The organism is Arthrobacter gandavensis (assembly GCF_015355785.1).
GTDB classification, from domain to species: domain Bacteria; phylum Actinomycetota; class Actinomycetes; order Actinomycetales; family Micrococcaceae; genus Arthrobacter_B; species Arthrobacter_B gandavensis_A.
This window is the reverse complement of sequence record NZ_JADKYW010000005.1, coordinates 1,275,032-1,300,730: the sequence shown is the minus strand read 5'-3', so window position 1 is coordinate 1,300,730 and position 25,699 is coordinate 1,275,032. Positions and strand designations below refer to the sequence as shown.

General features: G+C 66.2%; 26 protein-coding genes. 3 read left to right on the top strand and 23 right to left on the bottom strand.

Going from position 1 to position 25,699, the window contains the following annotated elements; all coding sequences use genetic code 11:
* Nucleotide 1: 1 nt before the first annotated feature.
* From dhaK to dacB, 21 genes are all read right to left on the bottom strand, one after another.
* Nucleotides 2-1,003 carry a dihydroxyacetone kinase subunit DhaK gene (gene dhaK, locus ITX31_RS11215; RefSeq protein ID WP_194783421.1) on the bottom strand — a complete coding sequence of 334 codons (1,002 nt, stop codon included), beginning with the start codon at nt 1,001-1,003 and terminating at the stop codon, nt 2-4.
* Nucleotides 1,004-1,240: 237 nt separating this feature from the next.
* Complete coding sequence (locus tag ITX31_RS11210; protein ID WP_416354809.1) at nt 1,241-1,492, bottom strand: CsbD family protein; 252 nt, start codon at nt 1,490-1,492, stop codon at nt 1,241-1,243.
* A 9-nt stretch (nt 1,493-1,501) separates the two neighbouring features.
* Nucleotides 1,502-2,092, bottom strand: a complete 591-nt coding sequence (locus tag ITX31_RS11205) for an amino-acid N-acetyltransferase (protein ID WP_194783420.1) — start codon at nt 2,090-2,092, stop codon at nt 1,502-1,504.
* Nucleotides 2,093-2,228: 136 nt separating this feature from the next.
* Nucleotides 2,229-4,742: an ATP-dependent Clp protease ATP-binding subunit gene (locus ITX31_RS11200; RefSeq protein ID WP_091600786.1), complete on the bottom strand. Its 2,514-nt coding sequence runs from the start codon at nt 4,740-4,742 to the stop codon at nt 2,229-2,231.
* Nucleotides 4,743-4,836: 94 nt separating this feature from the next.
* Nucleotides 4,837-5,163: a histone-like nucleoid-structuring protein Lsr2 gene (locus tag ITX31_RS11195; RefSeq protein ID WP_152224979.1), complete on the bottom strand. Its 327-nt coding sequence runs from the start codon at nt 5,161-5,163 to the stop codon at nt 4,837-4,839.
* Nucleotides 5,164-5,271: 108 nt separating this feature from the next.
* Nucleotides 5,272-5,463, bottom strand: a complete 192-nt coding sequence (locus ITX31_RS11190; protein ID WP_194783419.1) for a hypothetical protein — start codon at nt 5,461-5,463, stop codon at nt 5,272-5,274.
* Nucleotides 5,464-5,466: 3 nt separating this feature from the next.
* On the bottom strand, nt 5,467-6,921 hold the full coding sequence (lysS, locus tag ITX31_RS11185; RefSeq protein ID WP_194783640.1) for a lysine--tRNA ligase: 1,455 nt from the start codon (nt 6,919-6,921) through the stop codon (nt 5,467-5,469).
* A gap of 120 nt (nt 6,922-7,041) precedes the next feature.
* Nucleotides 7,042-7,917: a pantoate--beta-alanine ligase gene (gene panC, locus ITX31_RS11180; protein ID WP_194783418.1), complete on the bottom strand. Its 876-nt coding sequence runs from the start codon at nt 7,915-7,917 to the stop codon at nt 7,042-7,044.
* An 11-nt stretch (nt 7,918-7,928) separates the two neighbouring features.
* Entirely contained in the window at nt 7,929-8,837 is a 909-nt protein-coding gene (locus tag ITX31_RS11175) for a Rossmann-like and DUF2520 domain-containing protein (RefSeq protein ID WP_194783417.1), read from the bottom strand.
* Nucleotides 8,824-10,422, bottom strand: coding sequence for a PH domain-containing protein (locus ITX31_RS11170; RefSeq protein ID WP_194783416.1), 1,599 nt, complete (start codon nt 10,420-10,422; stop codon nt 8,824-8,826). The genes ITX31_RS11175 and ITX31_RS11170 overlap by 14 nt, the downstream gene beginning before the upstream one ends.
* Nucleotides 10,419-10,931 (bottom strand): PH domain-containing protein, encoded by a 513-nt coding sequence (locus tag ITX31_RS11165; protein ID WP_194783415.1) that lies wholly within the window; start codon nt 10,929-10,931, stop codon nt 10,419-10,421. The genes ITX31_RS11170 and ITX31_RS11165 overlap by 4 nt, the downstream gene beginning before the upstream one ends.
* Nucleotides 10,924-11,409 carry a DUF3180 domain-containing protein gene (locus ITX31_RS11160; RefSeq protein WP_323745658.1) on the bottom strand — a complete coding sequence of 162 codons (486 nt, stop codon included), beginning with the start codon at nt 11,407-11,409 and terminating at the stop codon, nt 10,924-10,926. Before ITX31_RS11160 ends, ITX31_RS11165 begins: the two co-directional genes overlap by 8 nt.
* Before the next feature lie 7 nt (nt 11,410-11,416).
* Nucleotides 11,417-11,911, bottom strand: coding sequence for a 2-amino-4-hydroxy-6-hydroxymethyldihydropteridine diphosphokinase (gene folK, locus ITX31_RS11155; RefSeq protein WP_194783413.1), 495 nt, complete (start codon nt 11,909-11,911; stop codon nt 11,417-11,419).
* Nucleotides 11,908-12,315: a dihydroneopterin aldolase gene (folB, locus tag ITX31_RS11150; RefSeq protein ID WP_194783412.1), complete on the bottom strand. Its 408-nt coding sequence runs from the start codon at nt 12,313-12,315 to the stop codon at nt 11,908-11,910. The genes folK and folB overlap by 4 nt, the downstream gene beginning before the upstream one ends.
* Before the next feature lies 1 nt (nt 12,316).
* Nucleotides 12,317-13,222 carry a dihydropteroate synthase gene (gene folP / locus ITX31_RS11145; protein WP_194783411.1) on the bottom strand — a complete coding sequence of 302 codons (906 nt, stop codon included), beginning with the start codon at nt 13,220-13,222 and terminating at the stop codon, nt 12,317-12,319.
* A 9-nt stretch (nt 13,223-13,231) separates the two neighbouring features.
* A complete protein-coding gene (folE, locus tag ITX31_RS11140; protein WP_323745657.1) occupies nt 13,232-13,849 on the bottom strand; it encodes a GTP cyclohydrolase I FolE in 618 nt (205 codons plus the stop codon).
* 75 nt (nt 13,850-13,924) lie between these two features.
* Nucleotides 13,925-15,991, bottom strand: coding sequence for an ATP-dependent zinc metalloprotease FtsH (gene ftsH, locus ITX31_RS11135; RefSeq protein ID WP_194783410.1), 2,067 nt, complete (start codon nt 15,989-15,991; stop codon nt 13,925-13,927).
* A 262-nt stretch (nt 15,992-16,253) separates the two neighbouring features.
* A complete protein-coding gene (hpt, locus tag ITX31_RS11130; protein ID WP_152224999.1) occupies nt 16,254-16,805 on the bottom strand; it encodes a hypoxanthine phosphoribosyltransferase in 552 nt (183 codons plus the stop codon).
* 35 nt (nt 16,806-16,840) lie between these two features.
* A complete protein-coding gene (gene tilS / locus ITX31_RS11125) occupies nt 16,841-17,869 on the bottom strand; it encodes a tRNA lysidine(34) synthetase TilS (RefSeq protein ID WP_194783638.1) in 1,029 nt (342 codons plus the stop codon).
* Nucleotides 17,870-17,960: 91 nt separating this feature from the next.
* Complete coding sequence (locus ITX31_RS11120) at nt 17,961-19,103, bottom strand: zinc-dependent metalloprotease (RefSeq protein ID WP_194783409.1); 1,143 nt, start codon at nt 19,101-19,103, stop codon at nt 17,961-17,963.
* A gap of 152 nt (nt 19,104-19,255) precedes the next feature.
* Nucleotides 19,256-20,674: a D-alanyl-D-alanine carboxypeptidase/D-alanyl-D-alanine-endopeptidase gene (dacB, locus tag ITX31_RS11115; RefSeq protein WP_228529144.1), complete on the bottom strand. Its 1,419-nt coding sequence runs from the start codon at nt 20,672-20,674 to the stop codon at nt 19,256-19,258.
* Nucleotides 20,675-20,940: 266 nt separating this feature from the next.
* On the opposite strand from dacB, the gene ITX31_RS11110 reads away from it, so the two are divergent.
* Nucleotides 20,941-21,486, top strand: a complete 546-nt coding sequence (locus tag ITX31_RS11110) for an inorganic diphosphatase (RefSeq protein ID WP_194783408.1) — start codon at nt 20,941-20,943, stop codon at nt 21,484-21,486.
* 149 nt (nt 21,487-21,635) lie between these two features.
* Nucleotides 21,636-22,274, top strand: coding sequence for a hypothetical protein (locus tag ITX31_RS11105; RefSeq protein WP_194783407.1), 639 nt, complete (start codon nt 21,636-21,638; stop codon nt 22,272-22,274).
* Between the two features lie 3 nt (nt 22,275-22,277).
* Here ITX31_RS11105 and ITX31_RS11100 read toward each other — a convergent pair whose 3' ends face one another.
* Complete coding sequence (locus ITX31_RS11100; protein WP_194783406.1) at nt 22,278-23,123, bottom strand: HAD family hydrolase; 846 nt, start codon at nt 23,121-23,123, stop codon at nt 22,278-22,280.
* Between the two features lie 122 nt (nt 23,124-23,245).
* The gene (gene serS / locus ITX31_RS11095; protein ID WP_194783405.1) at nt 23,246-24,514 is read right to left on the bottom strand and encodes a serine--tRNA ligase; all 1,269 of its coding nucleotides are present in this window, start codon (nt 24,512-24,514) and stop codon (nt 23,246-23,248) included.
* Between the two features lie 66 nt (nt 24,515-24,580).
* Here serS and ITX31_RS11090 point away from each other — a divergent pair, with 66 nt between their 5' ends.
* Nucleotides 24,581-25,696 (top strand): diacylglycerol/lipid kinase family protein, encoded by a 1,116-nt coding sequence (locus ITX31_RS11090; protein WP_194783404.1) that lies wholly within the window; start codon nt 24,581-24,583, stop codon nt 25,694-25,696.
* The last annotated feature ends 3 nt before the right edge of the window (nt 25,697-25,699 follow it).

Below are 25,699 nucleotides of genomic sequence, written 5' to 3'. Positions count from 1 at the left end.
CTCAGGCTCCCCACCGCAGGGCCGCGGTATGGACCGGTGAATCCCACAGGTCGATCATCTCGTCGTCGAGTTTCAGCACCGTGATCGAAGCACCCTGCATTTCCAGGGCGGTGATGTAGTTCCCCACAAGTGAGCGCTCAACGTGCAGCCCGCGGTCAGCCAACATCCTGGCAGCATGCCGGTAGACAATGTAGAGCTCGCTGAGCGGTGTGCCTCCCATGCCGTTGACGAACAAAAGCACCCGCTCACCGCTGCCGGCACCGAGGTCGGACAGGATGGGTTCAACAAGCTGCTCGGTAATGGCGTCGGCGGCAGCCATGGGCATCCGGCGCCGGCCGGGTTCGCCGTGGATACCGACGCCGAGCTCAATCTCGTTCCCGGCGAGGTCGAAGCTCGGTTCCCCGGCATGCGGGACCGTGCAGGCGCTGAGGGCCACCCCCATGGACCGCACGCCGGCATTGACGCGTTCAGCCAGGTCCGTGACGGCGTCCAGGGAATCTCCCCGTTCCGCTGCGGCACCGGCGATGCGCTCCACCAGGACGGTGCCGCCCACCCCGCGGCGTCCGGCGGTGTAGAGCGAGTCCTCCACGGCGACGTCGTCATTAACCACTACGGACTTCACCTCGATCCCCTCAGCCTGTGCCAGCTCCGCGGCTGTCTCGAAGTTCAGGATGTCCCCGGTGTAGTTCTTGACGATCAGCAGGACTCCGGCGCCTGAATCCGTGTTCGTAATGGCGGGAAGGATCTGGTCCGGAGTCGGGGAGGTGAAGACGGCTCCCGGCACCGCGGCGTCGAGCATTCCACGGCCCACGTACCCGGAATGCAGCGGCTCATGGCCGCTGCCGCCGCCGGAGACCAGGGAGACCTTGCCGGAAACCGGGGCATCCCGGCGTGTTACGTACGCCGGCTCTGTGTGGACCTTGACCAAATCGTGGTGGGCCATGCCGAAGCCTTCCAGCGATTCGGCCACCACGGCGCGCGGATCATTTATGAGTTTTTTCATGGCTGACGCTCCTTTGCCCGGAGGCTCCACTGCGCTGGAACGGGCCCCTTCGCCCGCTCTCCTGAGTGAGGCAACCCTACCTCCGCCGGGGTGGGCCTGCACAGACTTGCGCCCTTCCGTTAACGCACTGAAGGAAGAGCCGGATTGGCCCTTCCTTCAGTGGTTCCCCGGCCGGCAGCGACAACAGCGACCGGGAGCGGTGGGTATCCCTAAGGACCCAGGAGGTCCCGCGTGGATTTACTTACCCTTGAAAGCGTCCTTGACGTTTTCGCCGGCCTGTTTCATGTTGGCCTTTGCCTGGTCTCCCTGGCCGTCGGCTTCCATGCTGTGGTCACCGGTGACCTTGCCGACGCCTTCCTTGATCTTGCCGCCGAGCTCTTCGCCCTTGTTCTGCATCTTGTCGTCTGCACCCATATCCGGCACCCGCTTTCTGATCGGCTGGACGGCCATCCGCATAAGCGGTTCGCCACGTGGATAACCGTCCGGCATTTCTTGATGCTAAGTACCCTTACTGTATCGTTTCCTGCGGCCGTTCTCCAGTGGGGCCGCAAAGTTCACCTGTGCGCGAACATCGCGGATCATGCGGGTATTGCCCAGGGTGTTCGGTTTTACCCGGGCAAGGTCCAGGAATTCAGCAACACCCTCATCATGTGAACGCAGGAGTTCCGAGTAAACCTCGGGATCCACAGCGCTCTGGCTTTCCATGACGGTAAATCCGTGGCGCTTGAAGAAATCGACCTCAAAGGTCAGGCAGAAAACCCGGGAGACGCCGATTTCGACGGCATCGGCAAGCAGCTGGTCCAGGAGCGCGTGCCCGACGCCGCGGCCCTTCCAATCGGGGTGGGCGGCCAAAGTGCGGACCTCCGCAAGGTCTTCCCACATCACGTGCAGCGCTCCGCAGCCAATCACCGCACCCTCGGCATCCTCGGCAATCCTGAATTCCTGCAGGCCCTCGTAGTAGGCAACGGTCTCCTTCGCCACCAGGACACGCTCCTCGGCCAGCGGCGCCACCAGGTCCCGGATGCGGAGGACGTCGGAGGTGCGGGCGCGGCGGATGGTGAAGGTTGCCTTCTGTGCGGTTGCAGTCATTGCTTCAGTCTAGGACTTTTGATGCTTCGGCTTGTTCGGCGGGGCGCAGGGTGCAACACGCAGGGGCTGCAAAAAAGGAGCCCCCGGTTTCCCGGGGGCTCCTTTTACCCGATGCACTGCGGCACGGGATTTTGCTTTACTGCCCGTCGCCCACGCCGGCTTCAATGGCCGACGGAGCTTCTTCGATGGCACGCGGGGCGCCGTGGCCGGTAAAGGTGAACTTGGCGTCGTCACCCTCACCTTCGACGTCCACCGAGACCGTTTCCCCGGGCTTGAGATCCCCGAAGAGGATCTTCTCGGAGAGCTGGTCCTCGATCTCGCGCTGCATGGTGCGGCGGAGCGGCCGGGCACCCATGGCGGGGTCGTATCCGCGGGTGGCCAGCAGCACCTTGGCGGCGGGGGTGAGCTCGATGCTCATGCCCTTCTCCGCAAGGCGCTTGCCGAGGCGCTCCAGGAACAGATCGACAATCTGGACAATCTCTTCCTGGGTCAGCTGCGGGAACACCACGGTGTCATCCACGCGGTTAAGGAACTCGGGGCGGAAGTGCTGGCGCAGCTCCTCCGTGACCCGTGCCCGCATCCGGTCGTAGCCGGTCTTGGTGTCCGTGCCGGACTGGAAGCCGGTCATGACGCCCTTGGAAATGTCCTTGGTGCCAAGGTTGGTCGTCATGATGATGATGGTGTTCTTGAAGTCCACCACCCGTCCCTGGGAGTCGGTCAGGCGGCCGTCTTCCAGGATCTGCAGCAGGGAGTTGAAGAGGTCCGCGTGGGCCTTCTCAACCTCGTCGAACAGAACCACGGAGAACGGACGGCGGCGGACCTTCTCGGTCAGCTGCCCGCCCTCTTCGTAACCCACGTATCCGGGAGGGGCGCCGAACAGCCGGGAAACGGTGTGCTTCTCGGAGTACTCGGACATGTCCAGGGTGATCAGGGCTTCTTCGTCGCCGAAGAGGAACTCTGCCAGCGCCTTGGCCAGCTCGGTCTTACCAACACCGGTGGGACCGGCGAAGATAAAGGAGCCACCCGGACGCTTGGGATCCTTCAGGCCGGCACGCGTACGGCGCATGGCCTGCGAGATCGACTTGATGGCTTCGTCCTGGCCGATGACCCGCTTGTGCAGTTCATCTTCCATCTTGAGCAGCCGCGTGGACTCTTCCTCGTTCAGCTTCACAACGGGGATGCCGGTGGAGTTGGCGAGGACTTCGGCAATCAGTTCCTCATCCACCTCCGCGATGTCGTCAAGGCCGCCGGACTTCCACTGGCGTTCCTTCTCAGCACGCTGGTCCTGGAGCTTCTGCTCCTTGTCCCGCAGGGAGGCAGCACCTTCGAAGTCCTGCGCGTCGATCGCGGATTCCTTCTCCATCTTCAGGGCGGAGATGCGCTCGTCGATTTCCTTCAGCTCCGGCGGAGCAGTCATTCGACGGATGCGCAGGCGGGCACCGGCCTCATCGATCAGGTCGATTGCCTTGTCCGGCAGGAAGCGGTCGCTGATGTAGCGCTCGGCGAGGGTAGCCGCCGAAGCCAGCGCGGCGTCCGTGATGGACACGCGGTGGTGTGCTTCGTAGCGGTCCCGCAGGCCCTTGAGGATTTCGATCGCGTGGGCAACGGAAGGCTCGTTGACCTGGATCGGCTGGAAACGGCGCTCAAGCGCTGCGTCCTTCTCAATGTGCTTGCGGTACTCGTCCAGCGTGGTGGCACCGATGGTCTGCAGTTCACCGCGGGCCAGCATCGGCTTCAGGATCGAAGCTGCGTCGATGGCGCCTTCAGCGGCACCGGCGCCCACGAGGGTGTGGATCTCATCGATGAAGAGGATGATGTCGCCGCGGGTGCGGATTTCCTTAAGGACCTTCTTGAGCCGTTCCTCGAAGTCGCCGCGGTAACGGGAACCGGCCACGAGCGAGCCGAGGTCCAGTGTGTACAGTTGCTTGTCCTTGATGGTCTCAGGGACATCGCCGCGGACAATCGCCTGGGCCAGGCCTTCGACGACGGCAGTCTTGCCGACGCCGGGCTCGCCAATCAGGACGGGGTTGTTCTTGGTGCGGCGGGACAGCACCTGCATGACCCGTTCCATCTCGTGTTCACGGCCGATCACCGGATCAAGCTTGCCTTCACGCGCTGCCTGGGTGAGGTTGCGGCCAAACTGGTCCAGAACGACCGATCCCGCGGGCTGGCCTTCCTGCTGCTGGCCGCCGGCGGAAACGGGCTCCTTGCCCTGGTAGCCGGAGAGCAGCTGGATAACCTGCTGGCGTACGCGGTTCAGGTCTGCGCCGAGCTTGACGAGGACCTGGGCCGCAACACCTTCACCCTCACGGATGAGGCCCAGCAGGATGTGCTCGGTTCCAATGTAGTTGTGCCCCAGCTGCAGCGCTTCGCGCAGTGAGAGCTCAAGTACCTTCTTGGCCCGCGGGGTAAAGGGGATATGGCCGGACGGGGCCTGCTGGCCCTGACCGATGATCTCCTGCACCTGTTCGCGGACGGCACCCAGGGAAATGCTCAGGGATTCAAGGGCCTTAGCGGCTACGCCTTCACCCTCATGAATGAGCCCAAGCAGGATGTGCTCGGTGCCGATGTAGTTGTGGTTGAGCATGCGTGCCTCTTCTTGGGCAAGCACGACAACGCGACGGGCACGGTCGGTAAATCTTTCAAACATGAGGCACACTCCTAGCTAACGCGTAATTCGATGCTACGGCGGTTGCCGCCGCTTAAGGGGCGTGTTCGCCATGGGCGTGACCTCCGGGGGCGTTTTAGCCCTGGGCGGCTCGGTAGGCCTCGATGATCTCGCTGTTCACGCGGCCGCGCTCGGAAACGGTGTAGCCGTTGCTGCGTGCCCATTCACGGATCTGCGCTGCTTCGTTGCTGCGGGAAGCACCTGTGCCGCGGGGGCGTCCGGTGCGTCCTCCGGTCTTGCGGCCGGCATCAACATACTGCTTAAGTGCCGCACGCAGGTTCTTCGCATTGTCATTGGAGAGGTCAATCTCGTACTGTGACCCATCCAATCCAAAACGGACCGTTTCATCGGCACTTCCGCCGTCGAGATCGTCTACCAGAATAATCTTTACCTTTTGCGCCATGACGAGGCTCCTATGCATGAAGTGGGGCAATGCTGTTTATTTCGAGACCACTTCGAGTATGGCGCAATTGGTAATGCCCCGTCAAAGCAGGAGAGGCATTTTCTTTAGTTATTCTTTTTCAGCCGAACCGGCAGGGTCAATTTCGGCACCGGTATCCGGCTGGACATTCTGATCTGCTTCGCGTTCAGCCTCTGCAAGGGCTTTTCGCTCGGACCGGTCAGCGTTCAACACTGCCTTCATCACAAAATAAAAGAGAGCGGCGACACATATGGAGGGCAGCAGTACTTCCACATATTCCATGTTCTAACCCATTTCAGGCTTTAGGAGGGGGAACAGTATTGTTTCCCGGATTCCGGCGTTCGTGAAAAGCATCACCAGGCGGTCGATGCCCAGGCCAATGCCGCCCATGGGCGGCGCCCCGTACTCCAGGGCCCGGAGGAAGTCCTCGTCCAGGGCCATGGCTTCGTCGTCACCTGCAGCGGCCCTGCGGGACTGCTCCGTCAGCCGCTCGCGCTGGATGACCGGATCGATGAGCTCGGAGAATGCCGTGCCGCGCTCCATGCCTCCGATGATCAGGTCCCAGGCCTCGATCAGGCGTGGATCCTCACGGTGCGGGCGGGCCAGTGGTTGGGCCGACGGCGGATAGTCGCAGACGAACGTGGGCTGCAGCAGCGTCGGTTCTACGATTTCACCGAAGAGCTCGATGACCAGCTTCTCCGCATCCCATTTGGGGTCCACCTTCACGCTGTGCTTCTCCGCTATTGCGCGCAGCGTCCCGGCATCGGTGTCCGGGGTGATGTCCTGGCCCACTGCCTCGGAGAGGCCCGGGTAAACGGACAGCCAGCGCCATTCCCCGTCCAGGTCAATGGTTCCGGCCGGGGTCTCGATCTGCCGGCTGCCTGCGGCATCCGCGGCGTTGAGGATGATCTCCTTGATCCGGTCCGCCATGACGTACTGGTCCGCGTAGGCCTCGTAGCATTCAAGCGTGGTGAACTCAGGGCTGTGCGTGGAGTCCACGCCTTCGTTGCGGAAGATCCGTCCCAGCTCGTAGACACGCTCGATGCCGCCGACGACGGCGCGCTTGAGGTAGAGCTCGGTGGCGATGCGCAGGGTCATCGGCTGGTCGAAGGCATTCAGGTGCGTCTCGAACGGACGCGCCGCGGCACCGCCGTGGATCAGCTGGAGCATGGGGGTCTCCACTTCCACGTAGCCGTGGCCGTGCAGGGTGTCGCGGACGGCGCGGATGATCGCCGCCCGCTTGTAGACCATGTCCCGGGCCTCGTCGCGGACCATCAGGTCCACGTAGCGCTGCCGGACCCTCGTTTCTTCATTCAGGTCAGCGTGCAGTACCGGCAGCGGGCGCAGGGCCTTCGAAGCCATGGACCAGGAATCAGCCATGACGGAGAGCTCTCCGCGGCGGGAGGAAATGACCTCGCCGCGGATGAAGACGTGGTCACCCAGGTCCACGGAGGCCTTCCATTCAGCCAGTGCTTCCTCGCCGATCGAGGCCAGGGACAGCATGGCCTGCAGGCGGGTGCCGTTCCCCTCCTGCAGGGTGGCGAAGCAGAGCTTTCCGGTGTTGCGGATGAACACCACGCGGCCGGTGACCCCAACGGTTTCACCGCTGGCTTCGTCGGCCTGCAGGTGTCCAAACGTGTCCCGGACCTGGCGGAGCGCGTGCGTGCGCTCGACGCCGACGGGGTAGGCTTCCTGCCCCCGTTCGAGCAGTTTTGCGCGCTTTTCCGCACGGATGCGCATCTGCTCGGAGGAATCTGCTGCTTCGGGAACGACATTAGAGGGGGTCACGGTTCTTAAGTCTACCCAGCCCGGTCAAAGCTGCTGACGGGGCACTATCGCGCAGCAGCCCGGGAATGCAGTTCAGCCGTGCAGTTCCGCGTTGTCGATCAGCCGGATTCCGCCTACCCGGGCGGCCACCAGGGCCAGCGCGGGCCCGGAAAGCACATCCTGTTCCCCGGCCGGGACCGGCTCGAGAGTGAGCGGATCTACAACTTCGAAATAGTCCAGCTCAACTCCCGGGGCTGCCGAGACGAGGGCTGCGGCGGCCGGCAGGTTCAGCGGCCGGCGGCTGGCGGCGTTCTCCTGCAGCCGCGCGAGGGCGCGGGAAAGGACCAGGGCACTGTTCCGGTCCGCTTCGGCAAGGAAGACGTTCCGGCTGGACTCGGCCAGCCCGTCAGCTGCCCGCACAATGGGAACGGGGTAGATCTGGACCGGGAAGTTCAGGTCCGCCGCCATGCGGCGGATCAGGGCCACCTGCTGAGCGTCCTTCTGCCCAAAGTAGGCCCGGAACTCGGCCGGTACTGCGGGCTGGACACAGTGGAACAGCTTGGCCACCACGGTGAGCACGCCGTCGAAGTGTCCGGGGCGGGAGGCACCCTCGAAGCGGGTTCCCAGGCTGCCGGAGCTGATCCGGACCAGCGGAGGGCCACCCGGGTACATGGTGTCCTCGCTCGGCGCGAACACCAGGTCCACGCCTGCCTTTCCCAGCAGGTCAAGGTCCGCGTCCAGGGTGCGAGGGTAACGGGCAAGGTCCGCGGGGTCGTCGAACTGAAGCGGGTTCACGAAGATGCTGGCCACCACCACGTCATTGTCAGACCGTGCGGCCTGCGCCAGTGCGGCGTGCCCTGTGTGGAGGGCTCCCATGGTGGGAACCAGGCCGAGTGCCGGACGGTCTTTGCCGGTGGCTTCCAGGAGTTCGGTTACAGCCTTGCTGAGTTCTGCGGGGGTTGTTGCCAACCGGGGGTGGTTCACCGGGGTCCTTCGGGTTCGGAATTAAGTACTTCAATAATTCTCTCTCCCTGCGCAGGTGTCAGCAGACCGCGTTCAACCGCCCGGCGGGCAGTGGCGGCTGAAAGTGCCTGGTAGGCCTGGGCCAGATCGGGTGCAGCATCGCGGCCCAGGGCGCGGGCATGCGCCTGGACGGTGCCCGTGTCTCCGCGGGCCACGGGGCCGGTCAGGGCATGCTCCCCCGAGGCCAGCGCGTTTTCAAGGGAGGCCCGCATCAGCGGGCCCAGCAGCCTGCCCGGCTGTTCCACGCCGAGGCCCTGCAGCAGTTCCGAAGACTGGGCCGCGATGGTCACCAGGTGGTTGGAGGCGTGGGCCAGCGCAGCATGGTAAAGCTCACGGTCCGCCTCATCGATAACCACGGGTTCGGCACCCATTTCAACCACCAGGGCCTGCGCGATCGGCAGCACAGCCGTAGGCGCGGTGACGCCGAAGGAGCAGTCAGCCAGGCGCGTGAGGTCGAGGCTGAGGCCGGTGAAGGTCATGGCCGGGTGCAGGGCCAGCGGGATGGCCCCCGCCCGCCGGGCCGGTTCCAGCACCGCGGTTCCGAAGCGGCCGGAGGTATGGGCCACCAGCTGCCCGGCCTGCCAGGCGCCGGTGGCAGCCAACCCGGAGACCAGCGGCAGCAGGGCGTCGTCGGGCACTGCAAGCAGCACCAGCTCGGAACGCTCGATGATGTCTGGGATTTCAAGCACGGGAACGCCCGGGAGCAGGTTCTCTGCCCGCTCCCGGCTGGCTTCGGAAACTGCCGAGACGCCGACGACGGCGTGTTCGGCAGCGCGCAGGGCGGCGCCCAGGACCGCTCCCACCTTGCCTGCGCCGACGACGCCGATGCCCAGCCGGCCGCGACGGCGCTGATCAGCGGTGTTCATTCCAGTGTTCCTCCATCTTTGGCCCTGCGGCCTGCGGTTCCTGTCCCGTCTCTTGACTTTCCCCCTGCGGTGGCGCTGCCGGGGGCACGGCCGGGCCGGTGGCGGTTTCGCGGTGCAGCCAGCGTTCGGTCCGGTCACGGCGCCGGGCATCCGCGGCGCGCACGGATTGCCCGTTGAAGAGTTCCAGCAGCACGGCCTGGTCCAGCTGCCGAATGCGCGGCGCAACCGGGCCGGGCGTCGAATGAAGCCGCAGGTCAGCGATCCGGAGTTTGCGTGCCAGCGGACCCTGTTCCAGCGCCATGGACTGGATCCGTTCGTGCGGGACCACGGTGAGGCTGCGCCACAGCCGGCCGGTCCGGCTCAGCAGCGCAGTCTCGGTGAGCGCATACCCGCTGCGCCGCCACTGCAGGGGCGCAACCCAGCGCGCCCGGCGCGGGGATGTGGTGAATCCGTGCTCCGGGCCGCTGCCTTGGAGTCCGGCCGTGAACAGTCCCACCGGATCTTCGGTGCCCGGGTTGGGCAGAACGAGCGCCAGGATCTGGAGGGTCTCCTGGATGGTGCCGGCGGGCAGCAGGCGGGTGCGTGCTCCGTCAGAGCCCGGCGAGGCGCCGTAGCCTGCCACGTTGACGGAAATCCGGTACCAGCCGGCCGGTCGCCACAGCAGGGGCTGTGTCACGGACACGGCCTGGATGCGGCCCGGGGGAACAGTCTGGGCGCGGGTATCCAGGAGTCCATAGCGGATGCGGACCCCGTCCCGGGAAACTGCAGCCCGGAAGTTCCAGGCCGTGCTGAGCATTGACCAGTATCCGCTGGCGACGGCCAGTCCCACGGGAATGAAGACAGCCAGGGAGACACCTTCGCCGGTGACCGCCGTGAGGGTCACTGCCGCGATGACGCCCAGCAGCAGAACCACGGTATTCCCGGAGAGCAGCGCCGCCCCGATGACCCGGCCGGGCCGAAGGGCAAGAATGGGGTATTCCGGTGCTTCCGCTGCGGTCCGGGCGGGTCCCGCGGCACCGTCCGGGTGGCCTGCGGTGTCATCGGCCGCGAGTTCCTGCCGGGTGTTGGCCCGGGCTCCGGACGCGCGTTCCAGAATGGTGGCGCGCAGCTCACGGGCATGGTCCATGCGCAGGTAGGCCAGGCGCACCGCCGATTCCCCGGCGTCGGCCACTTCGAAGCGGAGCTCGCCCAGTCCGAAGAGCCGTGCAAGCAGCGGCTGGTTGATGTCGATGGCCTGCACCCGGTCCAGCCGCGCCTGCCGGTGCTGGCGGAACAGGACGCCGGACCGGACCCGGACATGGTGCTCGCTCACCTGGTAGCGGGTGAACCACCAGGACAGGAAGAACACTACGGAGATCGCCAGGACCAGGATCACCAGCCCCATAACGGCCCAGATCAGCGGCGTGCCGTCCGGCAGCGGTCCGCTGGGCCGCTCGCGCAGGAAGAAGGCTTCAACCGAGTCCCTGCCCACGAAGTAGGCGATGGCGGCAAGGGCGATCCAGCCCCGCACGAGCGGGGAGACGGGATGGACCCGCTGCCAGTCACCGTCCGCGGTGCCGGCTGCCTCCGGTGTCGGCCCGCTCACAGCCCCGCCAGCTGCGCCTCGCCGCGCGCAGAAAGATGTTCCCGCAGCCTTGCGCCCTCGGCGGCGGGAAGCCCCGGAATGGTTGCGTTGGTGGCTTGGGATGCCGTGTGCAGCTTGAGCGTGCACAGGCCGAAGAGGCGTTCCAGGGGTCCGACGGCAACGTCCACGTACTGCATGCGCCCGTAGGGAACCACCAGGGTGCGCTGGAAGAAGATCCCTGAACGCAGCAGCAGGTCCTCGTTGCGTTCGGCGTAGCCGATGGCCTGCACCTGCCGGGGCACCAGGATGCCTCGCCAGATGAAACCGGCCAGGAAAACGGCCGGAAGCCCCCACGCGAGCCAGGCCGGGAAACCGGACCAGATGCCCAGACTGCGCAGGATGAGCGGAATGCTGGCCAGGGCCAGGGTGATGACGGCCTCCGCTGCAAGGGACAGCAGCCTCAGCGTCAGGTAGCGCTCAGAGACCCGCTGCCAGTTCAGGCCCTGCGGATCTATGGCCTGGTTACGCATACTCTCCCCCGCTGTTGTTTTCATCGTCGCCGTCTTTGTCCTCCGGCGGGAGCTTGCAGAACCGCTCCACCACCAGTCCGGTAGCTATCATGATCATCCCGCCTGCGGTCATGGCAAGTGAAGCCCAGGTGGGTGCATGGTTGGGGCGCATTTCCCACAGCCGCAGCTGGTCCAGGAAGATCCCGCCGTGCCAACCGAGCAGGAGCGCACCCGCGTACGCCGTAGCCTGCGCCAGGACCAGTGTCCGGGCGGCGGCGATGGGGTCCAGCGGTTTCTCCCGCTCACCGTCGCGCCAGCGCCGCACGCGCAGGCCAAGGAAGAGGGTGAAACCGACAATGAAGGCTAGCGTGAGGAGGGCCGTGAAGTTCAGCACCGGCGCTGGAAAACCGTTGCGCGTGGCCCAGGCGTTCACCTGCCAGCCGGCGATGCCAAAAACCACTGCCGTGACGGCGAGCCAGCGGTACCGGATACTCCTCACGGGATCCTCACTCCCCCTCGAAGGGTATGACGCCGGGCAGGTCCGGCGCATGGGCGGCCAGATCGGCCACCGGAACTCCGTCCAGCGTGGCGCCGGGATCCATCCAGGCCCAGGGCTGGAGCACGAAGGCCCGTTCCGCGGCACGCGGATGGGGAACGGTCAGGACCTCGTCGTCGATGCGGCTGGTGCCGTAGGTAATGATGTCGACGTCCAGCGTCCGGGGCCCCCAGCGCACCTCACGCGTGCGGTGGTGCCGGTTTTCAATGTCGTGGCAGTGGTCCAGCAGGGCATGGGCGTCCAGGGTGGTTTCGAACTCGGCCACCAGATTCAGGTAGTCCGGCTGGCCCGCCGGACCGCCCACGGGAGCCGTACGCGCCACTGGTGAAACAGCCACGAGCTTCATACCCGGGTGGTCTGCCAGGGCGGCCACGGCATCGGCCAGGGCGCTGCGGGATTCCCCGAGGTTGCTGCCCAGCGCAAGGACCGTGCGGACGGCGCTCATGCGCGTTCCCGGTGGATCTGGATTTCGACGTCGCCGAACGGAACGGTGATGGGCGCGTGCGGTTTGTGCACGGTGACGTCCACTGCCTCCGCCACGCCGAAGCCGGCCAGCACATGGGAGGCGATCCGCTCGGCGAGGGTTTCGATCAGGTTCACCGGTTCCCCGGCAATGATGGCGCAGACCTGTTCGGCAAGCTCGCCGTAGTGCGCCGTCAGGGTCAAGTCGTCAGCGGCGGCCGCCGGGCGCAGGTCCGTGTGGAGAACCAGGTCCACGGTGAATTCCTGGCCGTCGCGCCGCTCATGGTCGAAGACACCGTGGTATCCGGTTGCCGTCAGGCCGGAAAGGCGGATCCGGTCGCGGACGGGCGCAGGGTTCGCGGGCGCAGGGTTCGCCGGGAGAGCCACGCTAGCCCTGCCAGGCTGCGGCAACCTTGACCGCGTCCACGTTCGCGGCGACGTCGTGCACGCGGACGGCCCAGACACCCTGGCTCGCGGCCAGCGCCGTGGTGGCCAGGGTGGCGCTGTCGCGCTCGGCCGGCGGCGCGGCCTTGCCGGCCGTAGTCAGCAGGGAGCCGAGGAAGCGCTTGCGGGACGCACCGATCAGGACCTTGTGCCCCAGGACCGTCAGCCGGTCTACGTTGCGCAGCAGCGCCCAGTCATGTTCGGAGTTCTTCGCGAAGCCCAGTCCCGGATCCAGGATGATCTGCTCCGGGGCAACGCCGGCTTCGTAGAACCGGTCCCGCAGGGTGGTGAGTTCAGCAATGACGTCTTCAACGACGTCGTCGTAGCTGGCCTTCGGATCCTGGCTGCGGACGCTTCCGCGGCTGTGCATGAGGACGTAGGGAACCTTGGTGCGGGCGATCAGTTCCGGCATCGCCGGGTCCAGCTCGAGTCCGGAAACGTCATTGATCAGGCCGGCGCCCGCCTCGATCGCCTTTTCGGCAGTGGAAGCATTCATGGTGTCCACGCTGATCAGGGCCCCGGCTTTGACGAGGGCCTCGACCACCGGCAGGATGCGGCGCTGTTCCTCCTCGGCGCTGATGCGCTCGGCGTCCGGACGGGTGGATTCACCCCCGACGTCGATGATGTCGGCGCCGTCATAGTGCATCTTCAATCCCGCACGGATGGCGGCATCCGTGGTGTCATGCTGGCCGCCGTCGCTGAAGGAATCCGGGGTGACGTTCAGGATTCCCATCACCAGGGTGCGGCCTTCGGGCAGGTCCCCGAACCGCTTCTTCCTGGCCCCGGGCCGGATCACCGGCAGGGGGTTGGTGGCGGGACCGGTTCCGGGGGTGGCAGCTAGCGAATCCATCGAGTCGTCCTATCGTCCGAGTATCAGGCTCATTGCTTCTGCACGCGTGGCGGTCTCGCGCAGCTGGCCGCGCACGGCCGAGGTAACCGTCTTGGCACCGGGCTTGCGCACGCCGCGCATCGACATGCAGAGGTGTTCACATTCAATGACGACGATTGCGCCGACGGGCTGCAGGTTGGCCATCAGGGCGTCCACGATCTGCGTGGTGAGCCGTTCCTGGACCTGCGGCCTGCGGGCGTAGACGTCAACCAGGCGGGCCAGCTTGCTCAGCCCGGTGACCTTGCCGTCATGGGAGGGGATGTAACCGATGTGCGCCGAACCGTGGAACGGAACCAGGTGGTGCTCACAGGTGGAATAGAAGGGAATGTCCTTCACCAGCACCATTTCCTCATGGTCCAGGTCGAATGTGGTGGCCAGCAGGTCCGAAGGGCTTTGGTGCAGGCCGGCGAAGATCTCCGAATAGGATTTCGCCACCCGGGCGGGAGTTTCCCGGAGTCCGTCGCGGTCAGGATCCTCCCCGATGGCAAGGAGGATTTCGCGCACCGCCAGTGCTATGCGGGGCTGGTCCACCTCGGGGGCCGTCTCTTTCAGCCCGGTCAGGCTCAGTTCATCGTCGAAATCCGTCACTGCACGATCCTACCGTGGACGCTGGAAGCGGCTGGTCGGCCGGAGCCCTGGTGCTCCGGCCGTCCAGCCTTTCGGTTATTCGAGGTTCGAGGAGCCGGTGTGGCTGCCCCGCCCGCTGTTCTCAGGCTCCGGGAGCCCATTGGCGGAGACGTCGAAGTCCTGCGGGATATCGGCGTCGGCAATTTGGTCCTGCGGAGCCACGGTGTCCGGGTTGGGTTCACCGGCGGCTGCGGCCTCCGCCCGTTCGCGCGGCGAAACCACCGGAGGAATGTCATGCACCGGGCGCGTGGGCTTGGACAGCCAGACCTCACGGACATCCCGCTTGCGCACGTCCCTGAACACGTCAGCGATTTCGGCCTGGTTCAGGGTCTCGCGTTCAAGCAGCTCAAGGGCCAGGCGGTCCAGTACGTCACGGTTCTCGGTGAGGATCTGGTAGGCCTCGTCATGGGCGTTGTCCAGCAGGCGCCGGACTTCCTCATCCACCACGTACGCCACCTGGTCCGAGTAGTTCCGCTCCTGGCCCATGTCGCGGCCCAGGAAGGGTTCTCCCCCGCCGGAACCGAGCTTCACGGAGCCGATCCGCTCGCTCATGCCGTACTGCGTGACCATCTTGCGGGCGGTGGCGGTGGCCTTCTCAATGTCGTTCGAGGCGCCGGTGGAGGGATCGTGGAAGACGATTTCCTCCGCGACGCGGCCGCCCATGGCGTAGGCCAGCTGGTCCAACAGTTCGTTGCGGGTGACCGAGTACTTGTCATCCTGCGGCAGGACCATGGTGTAGCCCAGCGCGCGCCCTCGGGGGAGGATGGTTACCTTGGTCACCGGGTCGGTGTTGCGCAGTGCCGCGGCCACCAGCGCGTGGCCGCCCTCGTGGTACGCGGTGATCTTGCGCTCGAGTTCCTTCATGACACGGCTGCGCTTCTGCGGGCCGGCGATCACGCGGTCAATTGCCTCGTCCAGCGCGCGGTCGTCGATCAGCTGCGCATTCGATCGTGCGGTGAGCAGGGCTGCTTCGTTGAGCACGTTCGCCAGGTCCGCGCCGGTGAAGCCGGGGGTCTTGCGGGCTACGCTCTCCAGGTCTACGCCGGGTGCCATCGGCTTACCCTTGGCATGGACCTGCAGGATGTGCAGGCGGCCCTGCATGTCCGGGGCCTCAACACCGATCTGGCGGTCGAAGCGGCCCGGGCGCAGCAGCGCCGGATCCAGCACGTCCGGACGGTTGGTGGCGGCGATCAGGATGACGTTGGTGTTGCCGTCAAAGCCGTCCATTTCCACCAGGAGCTGGTTCAGCGTCTGCTCGCGTTCGTCGTTGCCGCCGCCTACGCCGGCTCCGCGGTGGCGGCCGACGGCGTCGATCTCGTCAACGAAGATGATGGCAGGAGCGTTGTTCTTGGCCTGCTCAAAGAGGTCGCGGACACGGGAGGCACCGACGCCGACGAACATCTCCACGAAGTCCGAACCGGAGATCGAATAGAACGGCACACCGGCTTCGCCGGCCACCGCGCGGGCCAGCAGGGTCTTACCGGTTCCGGGCGGGCCGTAGAGCAGCACGCCCTTGGGGATCTTTGCCCCTACGGCCTGGAACTTTGCCGGTTCCTTCAGGAATTCCTTGATTTCGTGGAGTTCTTCCACCGCTTCATCGGCACCGGCAACATCCGCGAAGGTCACCTGCGGCATGTCCTTGTTGGTGAGCTTGGCCTTGGACTTGCCGAACTGCATGACCTTGGATCCGCCGCCCTGCATGCGGGTGAGCAGGAACCAGAAGATGAGGCCCAGGATGATGATGGGCAGGAAAAGGCCCAGGAAACTGGTGAACCAGTTCGACTGGACGGGCTGGTCCGTGAAGCCGTCCACGTCGGAGTTGTTCACGGCCTCGACAATGTCCTCGCCGCGGGCGGAACCGAAGAAGAACTGGACGTTTTCACCCTTGTCCTCATACGGTTCCCGCAGGGTGAGGTCCACGCGCTGGTCGCCGTCGTAGATCTTTGCCTGTTCAACCTTGTTGTCAGCCAGCAGCTTCAGGCCAACATTGGTGTCAACCTGGGAAGCGCCGGAGGGGGCAAGGTTGGGAAGGATGATCAGCAGCGCGGCAAGAGCCAGCACGATCCAAATGATCGGTCCCTTGAAGAAGTTCTTGGATTTCATTCGTCGTCAGGGCAGATGCCCCGTCCCTCCTGATCAACAACGCTGATACTGCGCGGAATTCGTTGGCTAGCAATGTCTAGCTATACATCGTCTCCAAGAAACACACGGTCCAAAGCCCGCATTAGTTCCCTCAGGGCGTAGCCCGGTTCCGTGATTCCGCTCATGCGGGCCGGGTACGAAAAACCCGCCGGTCCGCACCGGGCACCGAAGTGCGCCGGTTTGGACCAGCGGGTTCAGCAGGCCGGTGGACCGCCTGCAGGCTTTATTCGTAGACGTGGGGCGCCAGGGTGCCGATGAAGTCCAGGTTGCGGTACTTCTCGGCGAAGTCCAGGCCGTAGCCGACCACGAATTCGTTGGGGATCTCGTACCCGACGTACTTCACGTCGATTTCCACCTTGGCGGCATCCGGCTTGCGCAGCAGGGTGCAGATCTCCACGCTGGCCGGTCCCCGGGACTGCAGGTTGGTGCGAAGCCAGGACAGGGTGAGGCCGGAATCGATGATGTCCTCGACGATCAGCACGTGCTTGCCCAGCAGGTCGGTCTCAAGGTCCTTCAGGATCCGGACGACGCCGGAGGACTGGGTGCCCGAACCGTAGGAGGAAACCGCCATCCAGTCCATTGAAACGTGGCTGTGCAGGGCACGGGACAGGTCCGCCATGACCATGACGGCACCCTTGAGCACGCCGACAAGCAGGATGTCGCGCCCGGCGTAGTCGCGGTCGATTTCCGCCGCCAGTTCCTTGATTCGCTCGGCAATCTGTTCCCTGGTGTAGAGAACGTGTTTGAGATCTGACTGGACGTCGTGTGAATCCACGAATGGCTCCCGGGTGCGAGATGTTGCAGCTGGACTTAGGCGCTGCTCTTTTTCCTAAAAACAAGATTGCCATAGCTTGGGCTGCCTTGGGGAACCGGCTTTGTCCGCACCTGCCTGTACGCGGAGACCTTCCCTGCCAGCTGCACCGGCCCGGCCGAACCTTCGCGGCGCAGCAGCGCCTCCACCGCACGCACCCTTTCCCAGCTGGGACGGGCGGCTCCAAGTTCCGCTGCGGCGAGCGCCAGAACCCGCTGCCGCAGCGCCGGGGGCAGCTCGCGCAGCGCCTGTTCTGAGAGGAGGATCTCTTCCGGGTTGCCTCCGACCGCGGGATTACCGGCTTCGGCACGCAGCCGCTCATAGGTTTCGGCGGCCTGGGCGTCAAGGTAGTCGGCGTCCTGGGCGAGGATCCGGGAGCTGCGGAAGAGCGCTTCGGCGATCCCGGGGCCCAGTTCGGCTTCGAGGAACGGCAGTACCGAGGTCCGCACGCGGGAGCGCGCGAAGGACGGGTCAGCGTTGGTGGGGTCGTGCCAGGGATCCAGCTGCTGCGCGGCGCAGATTTCTTCGACTTCTTCCCGGCGCAGGCCCAGGAACGGGCGCAGGTAGATGCCGCGGCGGGCGGGCATGCCGGCCAGGGAACGCGTTCCGGATCCCCGGGCGAGGCCGAGGAGGACCTGTTCGGCCTGGTCATCCAGCGTGTGGCCGAGCAGCACCGCGTCCGCTCCCGCTGCGGCAGCGGCGGCGTCGAGCGCTTCGTAGCGCACCGTGCGCGCCGCAGCCTCCGGTCCCATGCCCGATTCCGGAACTTCCACCCGGTGGACGGTAACCGGGTCCAGCCCCATGGCACGCAGCTTCGCCGACGCGGCTTCGGCGATCTCCGCCGAGCCGGCCTGGAGCCCGTGATCGACGACGGCGGCACCTACCGCGTAGTCCCCGCGGCGGTGAAAGAACGACGCCGCTTCCGCCAGGGCAAGCGAGTCCGGGCCGCCGCTGCAGGCCACCAGCAGCACCGGCGGGCTGGCCGGATTGGGCGCCAGGCCGGCGTCGCGCAGGAAATCCTTCAGCATGGCACGCGCCTTGCCGAGGGTGGGGTTCAGGCGGCGGCGGGCACGCACCGCCGGGACCAGGGGATGCACTGGGGTCTCGCTCACGTGCTGCCTAGAGTCCCATCCGCTTGATCCAGAGGTCCGGGTTGTGGATTTCCGCCTCGGTGGGCAGGTTCCCGGCTTCTTCCCAGACCCGGTTGAACCCTTCCATGCCCACCTTGTCCACCACTGCGCGGACAAACTTCGACCCGTCTGCGTACTGCCGCATCTTGGCATCGAGGCCCATGATGCGGCGGAAGAACTTGTCCAGCCAGCCGCGGTTGATGCCGCGGTCGTTGAAGCGGCGGCGAATGGTTTTCACGCTGGGGATGATGCTGGCATCCACCGCATCCATGACCACGTTGGCGTGCCCTTCCAGCAGGCTCATGACAGCGGTGACGTGGGACAAACGTGCTTTGTCCGCCGGGTCCTGCAGCAGGGTCAGGACGTCCAGCTGGCGCTCCGGAACACCGTCGGACGGAGTTTCATCCCTGCCAGCAGCCACGGCGGAGAGCTGTTTGGCCATGGAGCTGATCCGTTCCGGCAGGGTCTGCGCCTTGTCCATCAGTCCGGTGCTCAGCAGCCGGATCTGCTCCAGCAGGTGGTCCCGCAGCCAGGGGGCGGCGGCGAACTGAACCCGGTGGGTCTGTTCGTGCAGGCATACCCAGAGCCGGAAGTCTGACGGCTCAACATTCAGCTCCTGTTCGGTGCTGATGATGTTGGGGGCGACCAGCAGCAGCCGTCCTCCGGTTTTACCGGGGCTGTTGGATGCCAGCGCGGCGAACGGATCGTACTGCCCCAGCACCTTGCTGGCCAGGAACGCCAGGACGGCACCGAGTTCGGCGCCGGTGACGGTACCGGCAATGGCGGTGTTGGTGGCCTTGACGGCTTCGGGCCTGGTTTCGGCCAGGTGCTCCAGCATCGGGTTCATCAGGGCGGCGAAGCTCTGCGAGTTGGCTTTGGCCCAGGACGCCCGGTCCACGATCAGGACCTGGGAGTCCCGCAGGTTCTCCGCGGCGTCCAGGCCGGTGATGCGGTGGACGTGGGCTACGGATTCATCCGCCAGCCGGCGCAGGTCCGCGACGGCGGCCTGGATTTCGCGGCGGCTCATCTTGGGTCCCGGGGCCACCAGGGTGGCAGCGGTGGCAGCGGCGAAGTCCCAGTTCACCAGTCGCGCGGCGTTTGAGGTGCTCAGGTGCTGCTGGTTGCTCTCCATTGGTCCATTCGACCACAGGGACGCCGCACTGCGCTCCCGGAGCCGTTGCAAGATCCCCCGAGAGGCCAGTTACGGCTCGTTTGAGGGGGTGAAGTCAAGTGGTGGGTGCAACGCTGGGGTTAGGCGGCCGGGGAAAGAACTGGCGGCAGGGCTCAGCGACAGCCGCAGCCGGCCAGCACTGCGGCGGCGTCATCCACGGCAGCGCGGGCCTCGGCAGTGTTGCCGTCCAGGCCCCGCGCCACGAGCGTAAAGGACAGCAGCCGGCCGTCCGCGTCCGTCACGTAGCCGCTCAGGGCCGTCACGGCGCGCAGGGTTCCGGTTTTGGCCCGGACCAGGCCGGCAGCAGCCTCGCTCCCGTACCTGCCCTGCAGCGTCCCGCTAAGACCTGCCACGGGAAGCCCGCGGGCAACCGCGCGGAGCCCGTCGTCGCCCGTTGTCAGGACGGCACGGACGGTCTGTTCCAGTTGGCGGGCGGTGACAGAGTTCTCCGCGGCCAGCCCGGAGACGTCGGCGAGTGACATGCCCGCTGTGTCCACGCCCAGGCCGGCGATTTCGGCTGCCACCGTTGCCGTGGCACCCGCAAAATCCGCCTCCCGGCCGGACGCCTTCGCCGCAGACCGGGCCAGGGCCTCGGCCAGGTAGTTGTCCGAGACCAGCAGCATCTGCTCCACCTGTTCGGAGACTGTAGCCGACTCGACCGCGGCCAGTTCCCGGGAACCGGCTGGTGCGGTGCCGCGGGCCACGCCGTCCGCAACCGTGATCCCCTGTGCTTCCGCGGACACAGCCAGGGCGTCCCGGAACGCCGTGGCTGCTGCGAGCGCTGCGTCGTCGGTACGCTCCCCGCCCTGCCGTGTCTCGTCCACCCAGGCCGAATTGACCGCCAGGGCATGCACCGGGGCGATCTCCCCGGCTGCGACGTCGGCCTCGTTCCAGGCCCCGGACAGTCCCGGACCGGTGAAGAGGGCGTCATCGACCTGCACGCGGACCGTCCCGTCGCCGGGAACCAGTTGCTGCAGCGCCTCCGCGGCCAGCGTGGCCAGGCCGGCGCGGCCAACGACGCCGTCCTCCCGCGACTCTCCGCTGCCCAGCAGCACGTCTCCGCCCCCGCGCAGGGTGAGCACTGTCTCCCCGTCTGCCCTGGCCGCGTGAACGGCGGTCTCAAAGCGCGAGTCCGGGTCCAGGGTGCGGACCACGGCGGCGGCGGTAAGGATCTTCAGGGTGGAGGCCGGCATGCCGGCGGCCTCGGGGCTGCGTTCATAGAGCACGGTGCCCGTGAGCGCATCGGACACCACCGCCGAAATGGTGCCGGCTCCCTCGAAGGCCAATTCAGCGTCGAGCAGCGAACCGAGCACTGCGGCATCGGGAACGGGCGCGGCAGGGTCCAGGGGCGTGATGAAGGGGTTGACGGTCAGCTGCGCGGGCGGGCGCTGATGGGACGGCACTGCGCTCTGGCGCTCCGGTGCGGTTCCGGAAAGGGCCTTGACCACCGGCGGACCGGCGTAGACGGCAACGGGAACCAGCAGCAGGGCAAAGGCAAGCAGCAGGGCAATGCCGGAGAAGATCCTCGCCAAAGCCCACCATTTCCTATTTTCCGTGCCTGGTTCCCCAGGTTCCGCCTGCAGCGGCGGTATTCGGGCAGCTGGAAACGCCGGGAAACCCGCCAGTGCCTCAGGACATATATCTTTAACACTAGACCGGCGCAGTGAACCAAACGGACATTCCCAAAGGGACGGGGGAATTCCGGCTGCGTCCATGCTCGCAAAGTGCATGTGCCATGCACGATCATCTCTGTCCGTTTGACCGGCCCTTTTACGTGGCCGCACCCCTAGGAGCCGTTATGAAACTCGACGTAACGATCGAGATCCCCAAGGGATCCCGCGTCAAGTACGAAATCGACCACGAGACGCACCGCCTGCGCCTGGACCGCGTGCTGTTCACTTCCATGCAGTACCCCACGCACTATGGCTACTTCGAAAACACCCTCGGCGAAGACGGCGATCCGCTGGACGCCATGGTGATGCTGCAGGACTTCGACCTCATTCCGGGCGTGCTGGTTGAATCCCGTCCGATCGGCGTCTTCAACATGGTCGACGACGGCGGCGGAGATGCCAAGGTGCTCTGCGTCCCGGCGGATGTGCGCTTCGACCACATTCAGGACATCTCCGATGTTCCGGACTTCCTGCTGGATGAGATCAAGCACTTCTTCACCAAGTACAAGGACCTGGAGCCCGGCAAGTGGGTCGAGGCAGCTGACTGGGCCGGCCGCGAAGCCGCCGAGGCCGAGGTCGAAGCCTCCCTGGCGCGTTTCGAGGCACTGGGTGAGCAGCGCGAAGAGGACGAGCCCCAGGGCCGCGACGTCGACGCAGACCCCGCGAACAACTAAGGGCGCCTTCTCCCTTTCTCACCACCGAGACAACAGAAACTGCACGTACCAGCGCTGGTACGTGCAGTTTCTGTCATTTCGGGGGAAGTGCGGCACGCCGCTCAACCGATATCGGTTGTCCGGTGGGGTTGCTCTGCCATGCTGATGCCATGCATTTCGTGCTGACCATCAACCAGCGGGATTCCCGCGAAGCAGGGGACCAGGTTCCGGACCTGGTGCGCTCACTGCGCCATATTCCCGCTGCAGTGGATTTCCAGCGGTCGGTGGGGGACGAGGCCCAGGGCATCCTGGCCCATCCCTCGGCCGCAGTTGATGCCGCGCTGATAGCCATCCGTGCCCGCCGTTGGAATGTGGGAATCGGCGTCGGCGAACTCCTCCGCCCGCTCCCGGCCAACGTGCTGCAGGCGGAGGGTTTTGGCCTGGTCTACGCACGCCGGGCCGTGGAGCGTGCCCAGCGGTCGGGCGACCGGATCCCGCTGGCCGTGGAGGGTCCCGACGCCGAGGTGGCGTCCGAGGCCGAGGCGGTGCTGCGCCTGCTGGGCCAGCTCGTTGCCAGCCGGACCGCTGCGGAGTGGAAGGTCCTTGACCTGATGACTCCCGGAGCCCGGGGACAGCAAAAGTACGTTGCCCAGGAACTGGGCATCACGGCCCAGGCCGTCAGCAAGGCCGTGGTGCGCTCCCACTGGGTCGAGGAATGGGCCACACGGCCCGCGGCCGCCCGCCTGCTGGACCTGGTGTCCGGTCCCGTTGCCCTGCCGCCGGCTCCCCTGCCCTATGCGGCCAGGTAGGCGCTAGAGCGGATCCAGCAGGCTGCGCAGGACCTTCGCGGCGCCGTCCTCGTAGACCGAGCCGGTTACTTCGGTGGCGGCTGAGAGCACTTCGTCCGGGGACTGGCCCATGGCAACTCCCCGCGCTGCCCAGGAGAGCATTTCAATATCGTTCCGGCCGTCTCCCACCGCGACGGTGTGCCGGGGATCGATATCCAGCCGGCGGCGGACCTGTTCAAGGGCCGACGCCTTGGTCACGCCCGCGGCGGCGATGTCCAGCCAGGCGGTCCACCCCACTGAATAGGTCACCCCGTGCAGGCCGATGGCGGCTACGGCGTCGCCAAACTCCTTGGCGGTGCTGTCGGTGCTGAAGACCACCACGCGCACGGCCTTGCTTTCCCGCAGGTATTCGAAGTCCACGGCCTGCGCTTCCGCGCCGAAGCTGGCGTCCTGGAATCGCTCGGTGGAAAGGAACCGCCCCTCATGGTCTTCCAGGGCGAACTTGGCAGCCGGCAGTGACACGCGCAGGGCGTCCAGTGCGGGACGGGGGTCAAAGACCACCCGGTCGATGATTTCGTAGCCATCCGGCAGGGAGGGATCCATCTGAAGGGTGACGCCGCCGTTGGAGCAGACGGTGAAGCCCTCGGTCAGGCCAATGCTCTCCAGGACCGGAAGGGCGGCGCCATAGGACCGGCCGGTGGAGATCACCAGGTGGTGGCCGGCGTCGATCGCATCCCTGGCCGCGGATCGGACATCGGGGGACATGTGTCCGTCGTGGTCCACCAGGGTTCCGTCGACGTCCAGGGCAATGAGGTGTTTGCTGCCAGTGTTGAACCGGTCTTCGGTGCCGGCAGAAGTGAGAGTTGTCATCGATTCATATAAACAGACGCGGGTAAATACCGGTAGGACGCGGTTCACACCGGGCACAAACAGCCGGTGAACTGTTGCTGCGCCCGTGCTGCCCCGCGGATCCAGGGGCAGCACGGCAACAGCTACTGGACGGGCAGAACTTCCAGGCCGCCCAGGTAGGGCCGCAGTGCCTTCGGGACGTTGACCGAGCCGTCCGGGTTCTGGTGGTGCTCCAGGATGGCGACGATCCAGCGCGTGGTGGCCAGGGTGCCGTTCAGCGTGGCGACGGCGCGGGTCCTGCCGTCCTGGCGTTCGCGGATGTTCAGCCGGCGGGCCTGGAACGTGGTGCAGTTCGACGTGGAGGTCAGCTCGCGGTAGGCGCCCTGGGTGGGAACCCAGGCTTCGCAGTCGTACTTGCGGGCTGCGGACATGCCCAGGTCTCCGGCGGCTGTTTCGATGACGCGGTAGGGCAGCTCCACCTTGGCGAGCATCTCCTCTTCCCAGGCCAGCAGCCGCTGGTGTTCCGCGGCGGCTTCTTCAACCGGGGTGTAGGTAAACATCTCCACCTTATTGAACTGGTGCACCCGGATGATGCCGCGGGTGTCCTTGCCGTGGGATCCGGCTTCGCGGCGGTAGCAGGAGGACCAGCCAGCGTAGCGGACGGGCCCGGCGCTGAGGTCCATGATCTCGTCGGAGTGGTAGCCGGCCAGCGGAACCTCGGAGGTTCCCACCAGATACAGGTCGTCCTCGGCGAGGCGGTAGATCTCGGCGTCGTGTGCCACGTCGAAGCCCGTGCCCTGCATGGTCTCTGGACGGACCAGGGTGGGGGTAATCATGGGGATGAAGCCGGCCTTGACCGCCTGGTCCATGGCCATCTGCAGCAGGGCCAGCTCCAGGCGCGCTCCAACGCCGCGCAGGAAATAGAACCGGGATCCGGAAACCTTGGCGCCGCGTTCCATGTCGATCGCACCGAGCAGTTCGCCCAGCTCGAGGTGATCGCGCGGGGTAAAGCCTTCGGCGTCGAAGTCCCGGGGCGTGCCAACGGTCTTCAGGACCGTGAAATCGTCTTCGCCGCCGGCCGGGACGCCGTCTTCCACGACGTTGGCGACGCGGCGGACCAGGGCCTCCTGCTCGGCCTGCACTGCGTCTGCTTCGGTGCCGGCAGCCTTGACGGCCGCAGCCAATTCCTTCACCTCCGCCAGCAGGGCCTGCTTCTCTTCGCCCTTGGCCTGGGCCACGCGCTTGCCAAAGGCATTCTGCTCGGCACGCAGGGTCTCGTAGCGGGTCCGGGCCTCGCGCCGGCGGGCATCCGCGGAAATGATCGCGTCCACCAGCTCCGGATCGGCCAGCCGGGCGCGCTGGGATGCTCGGAACTTCTCAGGATTTTCTCGCAGCTCATTTACATCGATCACGTCTCAAGAGTACCGAAAACAGCTTCCGGGACCCGCACCCTGACCGGCGGCTATCCTGAAACCACCATGCCCGCCGAAATTACCGTACTCCTGCTCATTGTGGCCACTGCCTTGCTGGCTTCGATCGCCACCTGGCAGGTGATCTCGCGGCGGCACCGGCGGCAGGCGGCTGCCGGGCGGATCACCCGCCCGGTCGCGTCGGCGAGCCAGCGGGTAGCCGTGGTGATCAACCCCGTCAAGGCCCAGGCGGGCGAGGCGAAAGCAGCACTGACGGCCGCATGCAAAATGGCCGGCTGGGAACCGCCGCTGGTTTTCGAGACAACCGTGGACTCCCCCGGCTACCGCCAGGCGCTGGACGCGCTGGCGGCGGGCGCCGACGTCGTACTGGCGGCCGGCGGTGACGGCACGGTCCGCGAGGTGGCACGGGCACTGGCCCACCAGCCTGCGGCGATGGGGCTGCTGCCGCTGGGAACCGGCAACCTGCTGGCCCGGAACCTCGGCGTGGCCGTCAATGATCTGTCCGGCAGCATCCAGGCTGCCCTGCACGGAACCGAGCGACGGATCGACATGGGCCGGGTGGAGCTCGAGAACTCACGCACCGGCGCCCGGTCAGCCAGCAACTTCCTGGTCATGGGCGGCATCGGCCTGGACGCCGAAGTCATTGCCGCAACCCGGGATGACCTCAAACGCCGGGTGGGGTGGCTGGCCTACAGCGAGGCAGGCATCCGGCTGCTGCCCGGGCCGAGGCGGCGGATGCGGATCCAGCTCGACGACGTTCCCGGCCAGGTCCGCAAGGTCCGCAGCGTACTGTTCGCCAACACCGGCAAGCTGCCCGCCGGAATCGATTTCATTCCAGCCGCTGCCCTGGACGACGGGATGCTGGACATTGTGGTCCTCACTCCCCGCACCGTCCTGGGGTGGCTGGCGGTTGCCGGCAAGGTGGTGACCCGGAACCGCAGGGAACTCTCCCTGATCGAATACACCAGGGCGCGGAAGGTCACTGTCAGCACCGAGGAGCCGATCATTACCCAGCTCGACGGCGACCTGACAGGCGCCGCAACACGGGTGAGCGTGAGCGTCGACCCGCGTTCCCTGCTTGTGCGGGCGCCGGACGCAGGAACCGGTCCGGCCGCACTGGCTGGCGGCCGGACCGGTGCATTCAGGCGCTTCGGCGCCGGGTAGGCC